Source organism: Campylobacter concisus (assembly GCF_002913715.1).
In the GTDB taxonomy this organism is placed as follows: Bacteria; Campylobacterota; Campylobacteria; order Campylobacterales; family Campylobacteraceae; genus Campylobacter_A; species Campylobacter_A concisus_AG.
Genome location: NZ_PPCE01000009.1, coordinates 209,569 through 227,980 on the forward strand (window position 1 = coordinate 209,569; position 18,412 = coordinate 227,980).

The window sequence follows — 18,412 nt, forward strand, 5'->3', positions numbered from 1 at the left end:
AGCTTGTTTGGCATATTTTTGGTTAATAAATTTAAAGGATAAAAATAGTGGTAACTTTGAAAGAAGCTTTAAAATTTTCAGCTGAAGAGATAAAAAATTTACGAGCTGAGCTTGAAGCAAAGATCATAAAAGAAAAAGAGCTTGGCGCTTATGTTGAGCAACTAGCAAATTTAGAGATCGCAAAACTAGGCGAGGGCGTACCAATCGCTATAAAAGATAACATCCAGGTAAAAGGCTGGAACATCACGTGTGCTTCTAAAATTTTGCAAGGCTATGTCGCACCTTATAATGCAACTGTCATTGAGAAGCTACTTGGCAAAAATTTAGCTCCATTTGGCCGCACAAATATGGACGAATTTGCGATGGGAAGCACGACTGAGAGTTCATTTTACGGCAAAACACTAAACCCACTAAATCATGCCCATGTCCCAGGTGGCAGTAGCGGTGGCTCAGCAGCAGCAGTCGCAGCTGGACTCGCAGTAGCTGCACTTGGTAGTGATACTGGTGGCTCGATCCGCCAGCCAGCGGCATTTTGCGGATGTGTGGGACTTAAGCCAACTTATGGCAGAGTGAGCAGATATGGCCTTGGCGCCTACTCAAGCAGCCTTGATCAAATAGGTCCGATCGCTCAAAACGTAGAAGACGCAGCTATTTTATATGACGCGATCGCTGGACATGATCCAAAAGATAGCACGAGCGCAGATGTGCCATTTGTGAGTATTAGCGACAAGATAGATGGCAACAAAAAGCTAAAAATTTGTGTCATCAAAAACTACGTCGAAAACGCAAGCGAGCAGACAAAAGTCGCTTTAAATTTAGCTATCGAGAAGCTAAAATCACACGGTCACAACGTAACTTACACAAATTTTGAAGACTCAAAATATGACGTCGCTGCCTACTACATCATCGCAACCGCAGAGGCAAGCGCAAACTTAAGCCGCTACGATGGCGTAAGATATGGCAGACGCGCAGATGCTAAAAATTTAAAAGAGCTATATGTAAATTCACGCTCAGAAGGCTTTGGCGAAGAGGTAAAAAGGAGAATTTTGCTTGGTACATTTGTACTAAGTAGCGGATATTACGACGCTTACTACATCAAAGCGCAAAAAGCAAGAGCGCATATAAAAGCTCAGTACGAGAAAATTTTAGAAGAAAATGATCTCATCTTCATGCCAGTTGCTCCAAGCACAGCTTATAAATTTGGAGCACACAGCGATCCGCTTCAGGCCTATCTAAGCGACATTTACACGATCAGCGTAAATTTAGCAGGTCTACCAGCTATCTCTGTGCCAGTTGGCAAAGATGATCAAAATTTAAACGTGAGCGCCCAGCTCATCGCAAAAGCGTGGGACGAACAGACATTGATAAATGGTGCTAAGAGCCTAGAAAATTTAATAAAAGGATAAAAATATGAAGATAGTAAAGAGAGCTTTAACATTTGAGGATGTGCTTCTTGTGCCGCAATACTCTGAAATTTTGCCAAAGCAAGTTGATGTAAAAACCAGGATCAGCAAAAATGTCACGCTAAATATCCCGATCGTCTCTGCTGCGATGGATACGGTGACTGAGCATAGAACTGCTATCATGATGGCGAGGCTCGGCGGTATCGGTGTCATCCACAAAAATATGGACGTCGAAAGCCAAGCAAAAGAGGTCAAACGCGTTAAAAAAAGCGAAAGTGGCGTCATCATCGATCCTATCTTTATAAATCCAGAAGCGACCGTGGCTGAAGCTCTAAGCCTTATGTCAGATCTTCATATTTCAGGCGTTCCAGTCATCGACAAAGATCGCAAACTAATAGGAATTTTAACAAACCGCGATTTGAGATTTGAGACAAATATGAGCACTTTGGTAAAAGACCGCATGACAAAAGCACCGCTTATCACTGCACCAAAGGGCTGCACGCTTGATGATGCGGAGAAAATTTTCTCTCAAAATAGGGTTGAGAAGCTACCTATCGTCGATAAAGACGGCAGACTTGACGGACTTATCACTATAAAAGATCTAAAAAAACGCAAAGAGTATCCAAACGCAAACAAAGATAACTACGGCAGACTTCGCGTGGCGGCGGCTATTGGTGTGGGTCAGATAGACCGCGCTAAAGCACTAGTTGATGCTGGCGTAGATGTCATCGTCATCGACTCAGCTCACGGCCACTCAAAGGGCATCATCGATACTTTAAAAGAGGTAAAAGCAAATTTTAAAGTTGATGTCGTAGCTGGCAATATCGCAAACCCAGCAGCCGTAAAAGACCTAGCAGAAGCAGGAGCGGACGGCATAAAAGTGGGCATCGGACCAGGATCTATTTGTACTACAAGGATCGTTGCTGGCGTTGGCGTGCCTCAAATTTCAGCGATTGACGACTGCGCAAGCGAAGCAGCGAAATATGGCATCCCAGTTATCGCTGATGGTGGTTTAAAATACTCAGGTGACGTGGCAAAAGCCCTTGCAGCAGGTGCAGCTTGCGTTATGGCTGGTAGCTTACTTGCAGGTTGCGAGGAGAGTCCAGGCGAGCTTATAACATTCCAAGGTCGCCAGTATAAAGTATATCGCGGCATGGGCTCAATAGGCGCTATGACAAAGGGTAGCTCTGACCGCTACTTCCAAGAGGGCACCGCTCAAGACAAGCTTGTACCTGAAGGCATCGAAGGCCGTGTGCCATTTGCTGGCAGTATAAAAGATGTGATCCATCAGCTAATAGGCGGCCTAAGAAGCGCTATGGGCTATGTCGGTGCAAAAGATATCCCAACTCTTCAAGAAAAAGCTGAATTTGTCGAGATAACAAGTGCAGGACTAAAAGAGAGCCACGTTCACGACGTAGTTATCACTCATGAGGCACCAAACTACAAAGTTAATTAGTGTTAAATCTGCAAACTAAAACTATTAAATTTAACGAGCCGCTCTATCTTGAGAGTGGCCGTATGCTATCAAATTTCAAGCTTATTTATGAGACTTACGGCACGCTAAATGCTGATAAAAGCAACGTTATCGTGATCTGCCACGCCTTAACTGGCTCACACCACGCTGCTGGCTCGTACGTAGGCGATGAAAAAGCTGGCTGGTGGGACGGGCTAATAGGCAGTAAAAAGGCGGTCGATACCGATAAATTTTATGTTATCTGCGTAAATATCTTAGGCTCGTGCTTTGGCTCGACTTCGCCGCTAAGTGTGGATAGAAGCAGTGGCAAAGAGTATAGGCTAAATTTCCCAGTCCTTGCCATAAGTGACGTGGTAAAGGCGCAAGTGAGACTATTTAGCGAGCTTGGTATCACAAGTGTAAGAGCCGTGATAGGCGGCAGTCTTGGCGGTATGCAAGCACTTTGCTATGCTATTGAGTTTCCAGAATTTGCCCAGGATATCGTAATGCTAGCAAGCACCTACCAGACTAAGCCATGGGCGATAGCGTTTAACAAAATCGCCATTGAAGCCATTTTGAATGATGAAAATTTTAAAAATGGCGAATACGACGCGGAATTTATAAGGAAAAATGGTCTAAAAGGTATGGCTTACGGCAGGATGGCAGGGCATATCAGCTTTTTAAGTCCTGATAGTATGGATGAGAAATTTGGACGAAACTACGTAGAAACTGACGGTCTTTACGAGCTTTCTGGGCGCTTTCAGGTGGATCGCTACATGGAGTACAACGGCTACAACTTCCCAAAGAGGTTTGATCCGCTAAGCTACCTATATATCGTAAAAATGATGAATATTTTTGACTGTACAAGGCACTATGATAATTTAAAAGACGCCCTTGCGCCGATCAAAGCAAATTTGCATCTAATTGCTTTCAAAGGCGATCTACTCTTTCCACCGTGCTGTATGAGAGAGATTTATGACACACTTTGTGAGATGGGGCGAGGAGAGAATACAAATTTCGTAGAGATAGATAGCAACTACGGCCATGACGCATTTTTGGTCGAGATAGAAAAATTTGATGGATATATAAAAAATATATTAAAAGGATAGAAAATGGAGCAAAAAGAGCAAAGCTTTGAAGAAAAATTAGCCCTAGCAGATAAAATTTTAAACGATCTAAATAAAGATGATGTGAGCCTAGAAAATAGCATAAAGCTTCACGAACAAGGCAAAAAGCTACTAAACGAGGCAAGAGAAATTTTAGAAAACGCAAAACTTAGCATAAAGCAGGTGGATGATGAGTAGAATTTGTGCTCTTCAGCTACCAACGCAGCCTTTAAGTGAGGCAAGGCTTGATTATTATCTAAAAATTTGTGCGGATGAAAATGCAAGACTTGTTGTGCTTGGTGAATATGTGCTAAATAGCTTTTTTAAAGAGCTCATTAGCATGCCAAAAAGCCTTATAAAAGAGCAGAGCGAGCGTAAAAAAGAGGCTCTTTTTGCAATGGCAAAAAAATATAATCTAAATATTGTTGCACCCATTGTAAATCTAAAAGGTAAGGAAATTTTTAAAAGTCTAGCCAAATTTACCCCAACACAAGTAAAGCTATATGATCAGCAAATTCTCATGCCTTACGCTCACTGGAATGAGGCGAAATTCTTTAATAACACAAGCGATGAGCTAAATTTGCCTATCTTTACCTACGAGAAATTTAAGGTTGGCGTCATGTTTGGCTTCGAGGCGCACTTTGATGTGTGCTGGGCCTATATGAGCGCTAAGAAGGTTGATATCGTGCTCGTGCCAACGGCTTGTACATTTTTCTCGCAGGCGCGCTGGGAGGAGCTTTTAAAGGTTAGAGCCTTTACAAACAACGTCTACGTGCTCCGCGTAAACCGTGTAGGAAGCCATAAAAGTGATGATACGCAGTGGAGCTTTTACGGCGATTCGATGCTTATTAATCCGTTTGGTGAAGTTAAAAATAGGCTTGGTAAAAATGAAGAGATGATGATAGATGAGCTTAGCAAAAAGGAGCTTAGTGAGGCTAGAAGCACTTGGGGTTTTATGCAGATAGAGGCGAAATTTAAAAGATAAAATAAGTCCGTAACCGGATGGGAAAGCGAGCTTAGCAAGAATGAGCGCTCTTTAAAGGAATTTTGGAGTGAAATTTGAAACGAGATGACATTGAGATATATATAAAAGAGAAATTTGACATTTTAGGTGAGCAAATTTTCCCAAAATATCCAAAAATTAATGTCTTTCGTCACAAGAAAAATGAGAAGTGGTTTGCACTACTTATGGAGATAAGCGCTAGCAAGCTTGGTCTTAAAAATGACGAAATGATAGAAGTTTTAAATCTAAAATGCAGCCCAGATCTAGCCATGGTGCTAGTTGATGAGATGCAAATTTTTAAGGCATATCATATGAATAAAAAGCACTGGATAAGTGTAAATTTAAACTCCAAAATCTCACAAAAAGCCGTTTTTGATCTGATAGATGAAAGCTTTACCTTAAGCAAATAAAAGCCATTTTCAGCCTTAAATTTAGTAGTTTTTGTTAAAATCACGAAAAACTTAAGGATAAAATTTGCAAGAGTTAAACAACGAGATCAAAAAAGTCCATTTCATAGGCATCGGCGGCATCGGCATCTCAGCCATCGCTAGATTTTTACATGAAAAAGGTCACAAGATAAGCGGCAGCGACATCAAAGAGAGCAAGACGACTCTTGAGCTAAAAGATGAAGGCATTGAGGTTATCACGCCACACTGCAAAGAGGCGATAAAAGACCAAGACTTTGTGGTCTATTCAGCTGCGATAAAAGAGGATAACATCGAGCTAGTGGAGGCCAGACGAAAGGGCATAAAGTGCTTTTCAAGAAAAGAAATTTTGCCTTATGTGCTTGAAGATAAGTGTGTTTTTGCAGTAGCTGGCGCACACGGCAAGAGCACGACTTCAGCGATGCTAGCAAGCCTTATTGAGGGTTCAGTCATCATCGGCGCCATCTCAAAACAGTTTGGTTCAAATATGCGCTACGCTAAAAGCGATAACGTCGTATTTGAGGCAGACGAGAGTGACTCTAGCTTTCTAAACTCAAACCCATATCTAGCCATCGTCACAAATGCAGAGCCAGAGCACATGGAGCACTATGACTATGATCTAGCTAAATTTTACGCAGCCTACAAGGGCTTTTTGGAGCGTGCAAAGGTTAGGGTGATAAATGCTGAGGACGAGTTTTTAAGCACGCTTAAGCTTGATGCGATCAGGCTTTATCCAAGCACCGACATTACCGAGCTTACGATGGTTGTAAAAGACTATCAGCCATACACCAGCTTTAACCTTAAAAATTTAGGCAAATTTGAAGCCTTTGGCATGGGCGAGCATATCGCCATAGACGCATCTTTGGCCATCCTTGCTGCGATGCACGAGACGCCGCTAAAAGACATAAGAGAAAATTTGCTAAATTTTAAAGGCATTAAAAAGCGTTTTGACATACTTTGTGCAAACAAAAATTTCATCCTAATCGACGACTACGCGCACCATCCAACCGAGATAAAAGCGACGCTAAAATCAGTCTTTGAATACGCCAAAATTTTAGGCATAAACAGCGTCACAGCGATATTTCAGCCACACCGCTACACAAGACTTAGCACAAATTTACCTGGCTTTAAAGAGTGCTTTAAAGGCGTTGATGAGCTTGTCATCTTGCCAGTTTATGCAGCTGGGGAAAATCCGATCGAAGTTGATATGAAGAGTGAATTTAGCGAGTATAACCCGATCTTTACCGACAAGGTCGAGAGGGTTGAAGAGGGGATAGAATTTACAGATGAATTTGGCGTGAAAAACCGCCTAAGTGATGGCATCGTAGTTGGCTTTGGAGCGGGTGATATCAGCGTGCAGCTAAGAGGCGGATATTAATGGATCTAAGTAGCTTCAAGCCTCAAGATGAAAATGAAATTTTAAAAGAGATAAATGAAAAAGAGTTAAGCGAGGATGAAATTTCAAGCCTTATAAATTTAGGCAAAAAAGATATCTTGATCGCTCTTGCAAGGTCGCAAAAGCTAAGTAGCACTCAGATAAAAGAGATGCTGCCAAATGCCCCGTATATGGCTGTTTGCTTGCTAGTTGAAAAGCAAGATATTAGCGAGGTTAAGGTAGAAATTTTAGACAAGATCGAGCCTCATGCTGAGCTTTACAAAGAGCTTATCGTAAAATATAAAGGCGTGAAATGGTAAGAAATTTGATCCTAATCGCTGGCTTGATCGTACTTTTTGGAGCGATCTGGGCGATAAAAGATGAAAAGATCAGCAAAGGTATAAAAGCGCTCGTTAGTGTGGTGCTTGTAGCGATCCTTATTTGCGTCTATTTTTATGAAGAGAATTTATCAAAAAACGAGGACGCCATCTCAAAGCTAGTTAGCGATTTTAAACAGGGCAAAACACTAAAATGTGGCGAGTACAACGTTAGCGCTAAGAAATTTAACTACGAATTTGGTACGGCGTCATTTTTAGCTAAAAGAGAATTTAGCGATCTCTCAGGCGTCATCGTACCGATAAAAAGTTGTGAGCAATGACTGAAGAGATATTTTTAAAGCTCGATCTGGGCGAGTATTTAGAGAAATTTAACTCTTTTTTAGCAAGGCAAAAGCCGCTATTTTTACAAGGCGATAGCAAAATCCACTTTGAAAATATTAGCGAGCTTTCAAAGTATGATTTTAAGGCGCCTGATGAGATAAAAGAACTTGATGACGCGCTAATTAGACTTAGCAAGCAAGCAGTACTTCACATCAGCGAAATTTACGAGTTTGCAAAGATTATTAAGTATTTTTCGTATCTAAAAAAGCAAAAATTTGAAGGCAGGCTTGGCGAGTGGATCGCAAAGGTTGAAATCCCTGAAGCGATGAGCCAGATGGCAAACAGCTTTGATGAAAACGGCGAGTTTAGCGACAGCGTGGATGAGAGATTTTATGCGATAAAGCAGGCATTTAGCGAGAAAAAGCGCCAGATCGACGCCGAGCTTAAAAGGCTCATCTACTCAAAGCACATCACGCCCTATCTAGTCGATACCCAGACGCACTACATCAACTCGCAAGAGGCACTTTTGGTGCGTGGTGGCTTTAATCACGCCCTAAAAGGCACCGTGATCGCTAGAAGCTCAGGCGGATACTTCTACGTCGCACCTGTAAGCACCGAGCGCCTAAAAAAGGAGCAAAGCGAGCTACTTGATAGAAAAGAAGAGATCATTTTTGAGCACTGCAAGAAATTTAGCCTGCAGATGAGTAAGAGCCTGCTCTTTTTGAAATTTATAAATAACGCTTTTGATCAGTTTGACGCATATCAGGCTCGAGTAAATTTGGCTAGATCACGTGACTATGAGTTTGTTTTGCCAAACAGCTCGCATGTCATAAAGCTTGAGAAATTTGCCCATCCAGCGCTTAAAAATCCAAAGAGCGTGAGCGTGGATTTTAGCAAAAAGGTGCTTCTCATTACTGGCGTAAATGCTGGTGGCAAGTCGATGCTTTTAAAATCAATCATCTCAGCCACGCTACTTGCAAAGTATCTGCTGCCTATGCGTATCGACGCAAACCGCTCAAGCATCGGCTCTTTTAAAGAATTTGATACGATTATAGAAGATCCGCAAAGTGTGAAAAACGACATCTCGACCTTTGCTGGCAGGATGGTGCATTTTGCAAAGCTTTTTACTAAAAAATCGATCATCATCGGTATCGACGAGATTGAGCTTGGCACCGATTTTGAGGAGGCTGCGAGCTTGTATGGCGTCATGATAGAGCGCCTCATCACTCAAGATATCAAAATGATCATCACGACCCACCACAAGCGCCTTGCGATGCTATTAGCTAAAAACCCAGAGGTTGAGCTAGTGGCGGCACTTTATGACGAGGCGGCTCAAAGGCCTAAATTTGAGTTTTTAAAGGGCACGATCGGCAAGTCTTACGCCTTTGAAACAGCGGCAAGATACGGCATATCTCAAAATTTAGTGGCTCAGGCAAAGAAAATTTATGGCGAAGATAAAGAGAATTTAAACGAGATCATCACAAAGACGCTAAATTTACAAACTAAGCTTGATGAGGGGATAAAAGAGGTCACGACAAAAGAGGAGCGGCTGGAGCGCTTGCTTGAGGAGCAAAAAGAGCTAAAAGAGAAAAATGAGATCAAGCTAAATGCGACTATTGCGCGCCTTGAAAAAGAGTATTATGAAGCGATAAATGCGGCAAAAGCTGTTATAAATTTCAAGGACATAAAAGACAAGCAAAGAGCTCTAAATGTGGCAAATGAGAAAAAAACTGCCATCGTTAAGTCTAAAAAAACTGAGCGTGAGAGCCTAAAAGTAGGCGATAGAGTGAAGTATGAAAATATCAAAGGCACGGTTTTAAGCATCTCTAAAAATGACGCGATGATCGAGTCAAATGGCATAAATTTGCGCGTGCCACTTGAGCTTTTAAGAAAAAATGGCAACGAGGTAGTCTTGCCTAAAAAAGGTGGCGTAAGTTTAAGTGTCGATAAGCCAAAAACGGCCTCGCTCTCGCTCGATCTGCACGGCATGAGAGCTGACGAGGCGATAGCTAAGCTTGATAAATTTATCTCAGATAGTCTTGTTATGGGATTTGACGAGGTTAGCGTATTTCACGGCATCGGCACTGGCAAACTCGCCTTTGCTGTTAAAAATTTCTTAAAAGAGCATCCAAGCGTGAAAGAGTTTTTTGACGCACCGGCAAATCAGGGTGGATACGGCGCTAAAATAGTCAGGCTTTAACTTCTTCCTAAAAGTTAAAATTTATTTTAAGGTTGATATAATCAGGGCAAGTACACAAGATAAGGGAAGTAACTTTTGAGTAACAAGGACGAGCAAACGGGTAAAAATCTAAACATCACTAAAACTATTATAGGTTTAGTGTTTGTTTTGGGAAGTATTTTTTTAGTCGAAAACCTGGCAGTTTTTTATTTTAAATTTAATAATGCTTCTGCTGAAAATGGTTTTAATCTTCGAAAGAAAGTTGATTATTTGACATATCAATATGTTGATTATTTCAAAAATGTTAGCAAATATGATGTCGCAAATTTCCAATCTTACATTAACGATAGTGCTATGGGTGATGTTCTTTTATTAAAGGATGATAATAAAAATGGATACAAGGTCGTAGCATCTTCAGATAAAAGAATAATAAATCAAGAGTTTAATGACAAAAGCTGTGGAAATATCTTTGCTCATAATTTCCAAAAAGATTATTTTTGGGCAAAAATTTTGCCAGAAAATGCTGCTCAAGTTTGTATGTTTGTGCCAGTTGGAGAGTATATATTAGGCTTTAAAGGAAAGGTTGATCAACGTATTACTGGTACGCATGATGAGTACTTTTTTGAGTGGCTTTTAAATAATATGGCTTTAACATTCATCTTAAGCCTCATTGGTGCAATAGTTGCTTTGTCTACTTGTATATGGTACGCGGTTAAATATATAAAAGAAAAAAATAACTATAACGCATTAAAAATAGATACTAAAAAACAGATAGAAGAGCTTGGAGAAAAGCTTTATATCGATCCAATGACTGGACTTTTAAATAAAACAGCATTGGTGCGTGATATTAATAGCTATGAAAATCCTAAAGTAGTGCTTATAGATATTGACGATTTTGGCAAGATGAATGACTTTTACGGTAAATTTGCATGTGACCAGATTTTGGTCAAGATGGCTGATTTGATCAGTGAATTTGCCAAAGATGAGAATATGAAAGCTTACTGTATAGAAGCAGATAGGTTTGCTCTGGTAGAAGATAGTGATAGCTTTATCGATAGATATGAAGATATGGTTGAAGATTTGATAGAAATTTTTAAAGGCCGTATGCTAAGTATAGTTGATGAAGATGGTAGAGAGATAGAAGGTATCGAGATACATAGTACAATAGGCTTTGCTCTTGATAGTGACCAAACACTAAGAAAAGCAACAATAGCGTTAAAAACAGCAAAAGAGCAAGATAAAGACTATGTTTGTTATTTCAAAGGGCTAAATCAAAAAGAGGAATACGCAACTCAAATAGAACGCTCTAAACTGATACAATACGCCACTATAAATAACAATATTGTTCCTTATTTTCAGCCTATAGTTAATGACCAAAAGGTACCTGTAAAATACGAATGCTTGATAAGACTTTTAGATAGAGGCGATGTTATATCACCAAATGTCTTTTTAGATATCTCAAAGCGTATTAAGCGTTATGCTGATCTTGAGAAACAACTCATTAAAAAGTGTTTTAAGCAGCTTGTAGAGGATAAGAATTTAGTACTTTCTATAAATTTAAGTAGTAGAGATATGATCGATGGTGATGTTAGCTCACTTGTTTTAAATTTATTGAACAAGCACAATGTTGCTGGTAGAGTGGTGTTTGAGATCGTTGAAGATGAAGAGCTTAAAAATTTAGAGAGAGTTTCAAATTTTATCGAGCGTGTAAAAAGCATGGGCGCAAAGATCGCTATTGATGATTTTGGCTCAGGATATTCAAATTTTTCTTACATTATAAAGATCAAGCCTGACTACGTGAAGATCGATGGCTCTATTATAAAAGATATAGACATAAATAAAGATTCACACTCTATCGCAAGTGCGATCGTGGCATTTGCAAAAGACCTTGGTATAAAAACTATTGCTGAATATGTGCATTCAAAAGAGATATTTGAAATCTGTAAAGAGATCGGCGTAGATGAGTTCCAGGGCTTTTATTTTGGTGCACCAGAGCGTGCCGGCTCATAAGGCACTTAGTGGTAATTAGCTTTTTAAAAGAGCTTTTAAGCTTTCGCTCTATCACACCTAATGATGCTGGAAGCTTAGAACTTATCGCTAAATTTTTGCCTGATTTTGAGGCGAAATTTATAGAAAAAAATGGTACCAAAAATCTCATACTTTCTAAAACTTATGGAGACGGCGAGCATCTAGCTTTTGCTGGGCATGTTGATGTCGTGCCTCCAGGTGAGGGCTGGGATAGCGAGCCATTTACCCCGCTAGAAAAAGATGGCTACATCTACGCAAGAGGCACACAGGATATGAAAGGTGGTGTGGCTGCTTTTGTTTGCGCTGCTAAAGACGCAAAATTTGATGGCAAACTAAGCCTCATCTTAACAAGCGACGAAGAGGGCGATGGCACATATGGCACGCCTTTAGCACTTGAATATTTACGCGAAATAAATGATTTGCCAAAATTTTGCGTAGTTGCTGAGCCAACTTGCAATAAAGAATTTGGTGATAGCATAAAAGTTGGCAGACGTGGCTCAATAAATGGCAAGATCGTGATAAAGGGTGTTCAAGGGCACGTGGCATATCCTGAAAAGTGTGTAAACCCGGTAAATTTGATAGCTCCACTTTTAAGTAAAATAGCTGATCACGATATGGACGCTGGAAGCGAGTTTTTTAGCCCAAGCAAGATTGTGGTAACTGATATTAGAGGTGGCATGCAAGTTTGCAACGTCACTCCAAGTGAGCTTAGCATAATGTTTAATGTGAGAAACTCAAATTTAACCGACATAAATGATGTTGAGAGCTATCTTAGAGAGGTCTTAAAAGGGCTTGATTACGAGCTTAGCATAAAGCAAAGCTCAAAGAGATTTTTAACGAATAAAGATAGCAAAATAGTAAAAAATTTAATGGCTTCTGTCACAAAGATCACCGGCGTTACGCCACTTTTAAACACAAAAGGCGGCACGAGCGATGCGAGGCACTTTGCTGAATTTGGCGTAGATGCGATAGAATTTGGCGTCATAAACGACCGCATACACGCTAAAAACGAACGAGTTAGCGCCCACGAAGTAAATAAACTTTATGAAATTTTTAAAGATTTGATAGAAAAATTTTAATCCATAAATTTCATTATCCTTAAACCAAAAAGTTATTAAGTGTCTAAAAAATATTTTCAAAAGCCATTTTGATTGATATTTTTGTCAAAGAATTTTAAGATTAAGAAATTTTTTATTTGGCAATATTGCTATTATCTGTTACAATTTATGAAATAGCCGGGTTTTGGCCATTTCAAGTAAAACCTAATGGAATACTCTTTTTAACGAGTACAAGATGGAAGTTATAAATACGTTTGTGGGCGAAAAATATATCCAGCACAATCCTAGCTTTAAAGATGGTATGGATATCATTTCTAATTTGTAAAAAAGTAAAATTTCAAATAAATAAAAAAATGCAAGTAAAACGAAAAATATACAAATCTTTTCAATACGAGAAAATGAGACATGGCTTGCGAGTTAGATTGTTCTTTTTAGTCGTGGCAATCGTGATTTTGGCAATCGAAATTTATATCGCAGCTTTTGTTAAAGGTGGCTTCGTGCGTCATTATTTGGGTGATGTGCTAGTTACGGTGATGCTTTACGCATTTGGACGAGCCGTGTTTAAAACTACACCAAAAATTTTAGCGTTTGAAATATTTGCTTTCTCGCTATTTATAGAAATTTTACAATACTTTAAAATGTTTGAAATTTTAGATATTCATAATTTAATAATACGTATAGTCTTTGGCGGAACATTTGACGTTAGCGACATCGTATGTTACGCTTTGGGCTGCTTGCTGGCTTATTTGACTGATACCATTTGCTTTTTACAAAAGTATAAAAATTCAAAGATGTAGCGATAAATCACAACTTTATTTTTTAAGTATAAAGCAGGAGCTAATCATCTTAAAACTCTAGCAAAATTTATCTATCTATTTTAGCTCACCCCAGTTTTTGGCGATATTTAGCGATGTTTTAAGTGGCACGTTTAGCGTGTAAATTTCCTCCATCGTCTTTTGTGTCACCCTGCCAAATTCCTGCGCAAACTCGTCTTTTACTTCAAAGATCAGCTCGTCGTGGATCTGAAGCAACATTTTTGCATTTTCATCTAAATTTGCTCTAACTTTTACCATAGCCATCTTGACAAGATCTGCCGCAGAGCCTTGAAAGACCGTATTTACCGCCTCGCGCTCAAACATCGCTATTTGCATAGGCGTAGCACTTTTAAAGTCAAAGTAGCGCTTTCTGCCAAGCAATGTCTGCACAAAGCCATCATTTTTAGCTGAAATTTTTATGCTCTCCAAAAAGTCTTTGATCGTCGCAAACGCCTTAAAATAGCGCTCTATGTACTCTTTTGCCTCGGCTCTTGTGATATTTACTTGATTTGCTAGTTTGCTTGAGCCCATGCCGTAAATTAGGCCAAAATTTATACTCTTTGCCACGGCTCTATTTTGCCCGTCGCTGCTACCAAATATGCTAATAGCCGTCCTTGCGTGGATATCCTCGTCATTTTTAAACGCCTCAAGCAGCGCAGGATCACGGCTAAAGTGAGCTAGCAGTCTAAGCTCGATCTGGCTGTAGTCAAGCCCCACAAAACTATAGCCCTCGCGAGCTTCAAAGCACTCTCTGACGTCCTTTGCGAGGCTGCCGCGAGCTGGGATATTTTGTAAATTTGGATTTTTGCTTGAAAGCCTGCCAGTGCTTGTGCCAGTTTGTAAAAAGCTCGTATAAATTCGCGAGCCCTCGTCCTTTTTCGCAAGCGCTAAAAGTGGCTCGCAGTAGGTGCTTTGCAGTTTATATAGCTCGCGATAAGCTAAAATTTTCTCTATCACTGGATGAGCGTCTATGAGCTCAGCAAGCACGCTCTCATCGGTGCTGTATCCTGTTTTTGTCTTCTTTTTGGTTGGGAGTTTTAGATGCTCAAAAAGTATGACGCCAAGCTGTTTTACTGAGTTTATGTTGAAATTCTCGCCGCTTAGCTCGTAAATTTCACTTGTTAGCGCCTTTAGTTTGGTGTCGTTTTCAAGGATGAGCTTTTGCATCTTAGCTTCATTTATCTTGATGCCGTTTTGCTCCATGTCAAAAAGCGTGAGGATAAAAGGAAACTCGTGCGTATCGGCAAGGGCTAGTAAATTTTTATCAAGCGTGTTTTGAAAAGTTTTATAAAATTTAAGCGTTATCCAAGCGTCCTCACTCGCGTATTTAGCGGCATTTTCTAGTGGCACATCGCCAAAAGTTTGGCCCTTTTTGACAACGTCTTCAAATTTTATCGTGTCGTAGTCATAGAGCCTCTTTGCCAGCGCGTCCATGCCGACACTTGAGTTTGGGTCGCTAAGCCACGCAAGTATCATCGTATCTTTAAAATTTGCTGGAGGATTAAGACCAAGATTGTTTTTTACGATCTCAAAGTCATATTTTAAATTTTGTCCGATCACGCAGCCTTTATAAATTTGCCCTACCGCCCAAGTGGCAAATTTTAGGTCTATTTGCTTTGGCGCGCCTAGGTAGTTGTGAGCCACTGGCACGTAGTAGGCGTCCTCGTCGTTAAAGCAAAAGCTAAATCCAACGATCTTTGCGTTCCTGCTATCAATGCCTGTGGTCTCGGTGTCAAAGGCGACGATGGTCTCTGGCGTGATGCCTGATAAGAGCTTTTCAATGCTAGCCTCATCAAGGAGTAAATTTGCTCTAAAGCCAAGCTTAAATTCAGCATTTTCTTCTTTTTGCAAGCTCTTAAGAAGTCTGTTTAGATCGTACTCTTTTAAAATTTCTGAGATATTTATTAAAGGATTTTGCTCTGGAAATTTAGAGTGCTCAAGATCAAATGAACTAACTGCGTCATCAAATAAAGTGGCTAGCTTTTTGCTCAAAAATGCTTCGTCTTTTGCAGCTGCCAGCATATTTTTAGTACGCTCGTTTCTAAGAAGGGCCAAATTTTCATAAATTCCCTCTAAACTTCCATACTCTGCCAAAAGCTTCTTAGCTCCCACTGCGCCGATGCCTTTGACGCCTGGGATGTTATCTGAGCTGTCTCCTGCGATCGCTAAAAAGTCCCTTACTTGTGCTGGATAAACTCCATACTTTTCAAAGCAGCTTGCACTATCATGATCGATCTTACTTTGCGGGCTGTAGATGCTCACTTTGCCGTCTTCTATGAGCTGGTAAAGATCCTTATCGTGGGTGACTATTCGCACAAATATATCTTTGTCTTTACAAAATTTAACCGCACTTGCGATGATGTCATCGGCCTCGTAGCCCTCGCGGCTAAGACTGTAAAGTCCCATTTTTTCTATCATATCTATGCAAACTGGAAGCTGTTCTTTTAGTTGAGCTGGCGGCTCGTTTCTGTTTGCTTTGTAATCACCTAAAATTTCGTGACGTAAGGTCTTGCCCTTACTATCAAGAGCAAAGATGAGATAGTCGCTTTGGTATTCATCCTTGAGGCTTGCTATAAAATTTGCAAAGCCACTAATCATACCGCTTGGCTTGCCCTCGCGGTTTTTAAGTCCGCTCATGGCGTAGTAGAGCCTAAAAAAGAAACCAAAAGTGTCAATAATCGTAAGTGTTTTCATTTTTATCCTTTGCGTAATTTTATGAAATTTAGGCAAAAAATAGGCTGATTTATAAAAATTTTTGATATTATGGCGGACATTACAAATAAAAAATCACAAAAATAAAAAGCTTTGAGGTCATGAAAAAAATAGTTTTTTTACGTATCAATCCAAACGCAGTCGGTGGTGCCGAACGCTATTTAAGAAGGCTTACTAAAGCCCTAAAAGACGTAGGCATAGATACATCTATACGCTCATATCTAGGAGAGGCTAGGATCTCGTCATGGAAAAAGGCTTTGAGATTTAACGCACAGGTAAAACGCCAGAAACAAAGCGATGAGGTATATTTTAGCTTGGAGCGAGTGAGCTGCGCAGATATTTATAGAGCAGGGGATGGCGTGCATAAAATTTATCGTGCCACAAAGCCATTTTGGTGGGTTAATCCTCTAAATTTTGTCTATCCATATCTAGAAAAACGTTGCTTTAAAAATTCTAAAAAGATAATCGCAAATTCAAACTACATAAAAGAGCAAATTATTTCAGCTTACGGTATCGATGAGTCAAAAATCGTTACCATTTACAACGGTATAAATTTGCCACAAAAGGTAGAAAAGGGAGAAGCAAAACTTAGCGTATGCGAAGAATTTGGACTCGATTACAATTTACCAATTGTGCTTTTTGTCGGAAATGGCTTTAAAAGAAAAGGAGCAAAGGACTTTTTACTTCTTGTCTCAAAGCTAAAAACGCCAGTAAATGCGCTAATAGTAGGCAAAGATAAAAATTTAAATTCATATAAGAAGCTAGCAAAAAAGCTAAAGATAAATGCATTTTTTACAGGTGAGCAAAAAATGACTGCAAAATTTTATGAAGCAAGCGATATTTTTATATTTCCAACACACTATGAACCATTTTCAAATGTCGTTCTAGAGGCGCTTAGTTTTAAAAATATTGTCTTTACAACGGCTCAAAATGGGGCAGCTGAAATTTTAGAAAATCGTTTTATTATGCGTGAACCAAATGATGAAAGTATACTGGAGCTAGTGGAGCAGGTGCTTAATGATAATGACATGATGAGAGAGCTGCAAGAGAAGTCATTTTTACTTTCGCAAAAATTTAGTATAGAAGAAAATGCAAGCAAAACTCTTGAAATCATAAACGAAGTGCTAAATTTGGAGCAAAAGTGAGAGTGTTTATAGAGCTTCCAACTTGGCTTGGAGATGCTGTGATGGCGAGTGCAGCGATAGAAAATTTAAGTAAAAATGCTAAAAATATTGTATTTTTTGGCTCTTATGTGGCCTGTGAGCTTTACAAATCACATCCAAAGTGTGAAAAAGTAGTCATTGACGATAGTAAAAAGCAAAACTCAAGATATTTAAGTCTTATAAAAACGGCTAGCAAGCTTGGAAAATTTGATATTGCTATTAGCCTTAGAAGCTCATTTGCTAGTAAATTTTTGCTATTTTTTCTAAAAGCAACGCAAAAATTTTGTTTTAAAAAGAGTAGCGAGAGCTTGCATCAGGTGCAAAAATATCTAAATTTCATAAAGCAAAGCCTAAATTTAAAAGAAATTTCAAATGAACTAAAAATTTATTATGAAGCTAAAAAAAGCGAGCAAAAGCTCCTCGTGCTAAATCCAGGTGCTAGCTACGGAAGTGCCAAAAGGTGGTATCCGCACTATTTTGCAGAGGTTGCATTGCACTTTAAATATGAATTTGATGTAAAGATTACTGGCTCAAAAGCCGAGCTTGAAATTTGCAATAAAATCGAGCAAATACTCTTACAAAATGGCATGAAATGTGAAAATTTGGCTGGAAAAACGAGCATAAAAGAGCTTTGCGAGGTCATAGGCTCTATAAAAAATGGTATCTTTTTGACAAATGATAGTGGCCCTATGCATATCGCAGCTGCTTATAAAGTGCCACTTGTGGCTCTTTTTGGACCGACTAAATTTAAAGAGACTAGCCCATGGCAAGACGAAAGTGCAAAGATAGTGCATTTAAATTTAGAGTGTATGCCATGTATGAAGCGAGTGTGTCCTATAAAAACACATGCCTGTATGAAGGAGCTTACGCCAAAAATAGTTATTGCTGAAATAGAGCTGCTAAGAAAAAAATTAAATTTTTGAAATTCTAAACATAATTAAATATATACATACATAATTAAAAAAAATTTTAGTTTTTATTTGATTACATTTTTACTAAACATTTGACATTGGTTATCAATATAGCTATAATC

16 protein-coding genes are annotated in these 18,412 nt (G+C 39.4%); 15 read left to right on the forward strand and 1 reads right to left on the reverse strand.

Translation table 11 applies throughout. From position 1 onward, the window contains the following. The first annotated feature begins 47 nt into the window (after nucleotides 1-47). The 13 genes from gatA (at nucleotide 48) to CYO92_RS05065 (ending at nucleotide 13,486) form a co-directional block, all read left to right on the forward strand. Entirely contained in the window at nucleotides 48-1,406 is a 1,359-nt protein-coding gene (gene gatA, locus CYO92_RS05005) for an Asp-tRNA(Asn)/Glu-tRNA(Gln) amidotransferase subunit GatA (protein ID WP_103588890.1), read from the forward strand. Between the two features lie 4 nt (nucleotides 1,407-1,410). Beyond that, entirely contained in the window at nucleotides 1,411-2,859 is a 1,449-nt protein-coding gene (guaB, locus tag CYO92_RS05010) for an IMP dehydrogenase (RefSeq protein WP_103588891.1), read from the forward strand. Beyond that, entirely contained in the window at nucleotides 2,859-3,965 is a 1,107-nt protein-coding gene (gene metX, locus CYO92_RS05015; RefSeq protein WP_103588892.1) for a homoserine O-acetyltransferase MetX, read from the forward strand. Before guaB ends, metX begins: the two co-directional genes overlap by 1 nt. Nucleotides 3,966-3,968: 3 nt before the next feature. Then, the gene (gene xseB, locus CYO92_RS05020) at nucleotides 3,969-4,160 is read left to right on the forward strand and encodes an exodeoxyribonuclease VII small subunit (protein ID WP_004317712.1); all 192 of its coding nucleotides are present in this window, start codon (nucleotides 3,969-3,971) and stop codon (nucleotides 4,158-4,160) included. Further along, nucleotides 4,153-4,947: a carbon-nitrogen hydrolase family protein gene (locus tag CYO92_RS05025; RefSeq protein ID WP_103589112.1), complete on the forward strand. Its 795-nt coding sequence runs from the start codon at nucleotides 4,153-4,155 to the stop codon at nucleotides 4,945-4,947. The genes xseB and CYO92_RS05025 overlap by 8 nt, the downstream gene beginning before the upstream one ends. A 74-nt stretch (nucleotides 4,948-5,021) precedes the next feature. Then, nucleotides 5,022-5,375 (forward strand): MmcQ/YjbR family DNA-binding protein, encoded by a 354-nt coding sequence (locus tag CYO92_RS05030; RefSeq protein WP_103588893.1) that lies wholly within the window; start codon nucleotides 5,022-5,024, stop codon nucleotides 5,373-5,375. A gap of 85 nt (nucleotides 5,376-5,460) precedes the next feature. Next, entirely contained in the window at nucleotides 5,461-6,768 is a 1,308-nt protein-coding gene (murC, locus tag CYO92_RS05035) for a UDP-N-acetylmuramate--L-alanine ligase (RefSeq protein WP_103589113.1), read from the forward strand. Further along, a complete protein-coding gene (locus CYO92_RS05040) occupies nucleotides 6,768-7,085 on the forward strand; it encodes a hypothetical protein (protein ID WP_103588894.1) in 318 nt (105 codons plus the stop codon). The genes murC and CYO92_RS05040 overlap by 1 nt, the downstream gene beginning before the upstream one ends. Beyond that, entirely contained in the window at nucleotides 7,079-7,423 is a 345-nt protein-coding gene (locus CYO92_RS05045; protein WP_103588895.1) for a hypothetical protein, read from the forward strand. The genes CYO92_RS05040 and CYO92_RS05045 overlap by 7 nt, the downstream gene beginning before the upstream one ends. Beyond that, nucleotides 7,420-9,624 (forward strand): endonuclease MutS2, encoded by a 2,205-nt coding sequence (locus tag CYO92_RS05050; protein ID WP_103588896.1) that lies wholly within the window; start codon nucleotides 7,420-7,422, stop codon nucleotides 9,622-9,624. Before CYO92_RS05045 ends, CYO92_RS05050 begins: the two co-directional genes overlap by 4 nt. A gap of 138 nt (nucleotides 9,625-9,762) precedes the next feature. Next, the gene (locus CYO92_RS05055) at nucleotides 9,763-11,613 is read left to right on the forward strand and encodes an EAL domain-containing protein (protein WP_258033827.1); all 1,851 of its coding nucleotides are present in this window, start codon (nucleotides 9,763-9,765) and stop codon (nucleotides 11,611-11,613) included. A gap of 8 nt (nucleotides 11,614-11,621) precedes the next feature. After that, nucleotides 11,622-12,710: a succinyl-diaminopimelate desuccinylase gene (dapE, locus tag CYO92_RS05060; protein WP_103588898.1), complete on the forward strand. Its 1,089-nt coding sequence runs from the start codon at nucleotides 11,622-11,624 to the stop codon at nucleotides 12,708-12,710. Nucleotides 12,711-13,087: 377 nt separating this feature from the next. Beyond that, nucleotides 13,088-13,486 (forward strand): DUF2809 domain-containing protein, encoded by a 399-nt coding sequence (locus tag CYO92_RS05065; protein ID WP_103589114.1) that lies wholly within the window; start codon nucleotides 13,088-13,090, stop codon nucleotides 13,484-13,486. 75 nt (nucleotides 13,487-13,561) lie between these two features. Here the strand turns inward: CYO92_RS05065 and polA are convergent, their stop codons facing one another. After that, nucleotides 13,562-16,198 (reverse strand): DNA polymerase I, encoded by a 2,637-nt coding sequence (gene polA, locus CYO92_RS05070; protein WP_103588899.1) that lies wholly within the window; start codon nucleotides 16,196-16,198, stop codon nucleotides 13,562-13,564. 119 nt (nucleotides 16,199-16,317) lie between these two features. Between polA and CYO92_RS05075 the strand changes: the two genes are divergently transcribed. Further along, entirely contained in the window at nucleotides 16,318-17,361 is a 1,044-nt protein-coding gene (locus tag CYO92_RS05075) for a glycosyltransferase family 4 protein (RefSeq protein WP_103588900.1), read from the forward strand. Further along, complete coding sequence (waaF, locus tag CYO92_RS05080; protein ID WP_103588901.1) at nucleotides 17,358-18,302, forward strand: lipopolysaccharide heptosyltransferase II; 945 nt, start codon at nucleotides 17,358-17,360, stop codon at nucleotides 18,300-18,302. The genes CYO92_RS05075 and waaF overlap by 4 nt, the downstream gene beginning before the upstream one ends. Nucleotides 18,303-18,412 lie beyond the last annotated feature (110 nt).

Excerpts from the sequence above, each read along its gene's own strand:
- guaB (WP_103588891.1), top strand. The coding sequence starts at position 1,411 with ATGAAGATAGTAAAGAGAGCTTTAACATTTGAGGATGTGCTTCTTGTG.
- xseB (WP_004317712.1), top strand. The coding sequence starts at position 3,969 with ATGGAGCAAAAAGAGCAAAGCTTTGAAGAAAAATTAGCCCTAGCAGAT.
- CYO92_RS05025 (WP_103589112.1), top strand. The coding sequence starts at position 4,153 with ATGAGTAGAATTTGTGCTCTTCAGCTACCAACGCAGCCTTTAAGTGAG.
- CYO92_RS05040 (WP_103588894.1), top strand. The coding sequence starts at position 6,768 with ATGGATCTAAGTAGCTTCAAGCCTCAAGATGAAAATGAAATTTTAAAA.
- CYO92_RS05045 (WP_103588895.1), top strand. The coding sequence starts at position 7,079 with ATGGTAAGAAATTTGATCCTAATCGCTGGCTTGATCGTACTTTTTGGA.
- CYO92_RS05050 (WP_103588896.1), top strand. The coding sequence starts at position 7,420 with ATGACTGAAGAGATATTTTTAAAGCTCGATCTGGGCGAGTATTTAGAG.
- CYO92_RS05065 (WP_103589114.1), top strand. The coding sequence starts at position 13,088 with ATGAGACATGGCTTGCGAGTTAGATTGTTCTTTTTAGTCGTGGCAATC.
- polA (WP_103588899.1), bottom strand. The coding sequence starts at position 16,198 with ATGAAAACACTTACGATTATTGACACTTTTGGTTTCTTTTTTAGGCTC.
- CYO92_RS05075 (WP_103588900.1), top strand. The coding sequence starts at position 16,318 with ATGAAAAAAATAGTTTTTTTACGTATCAATCCAAACGCAGTCGGTGGT.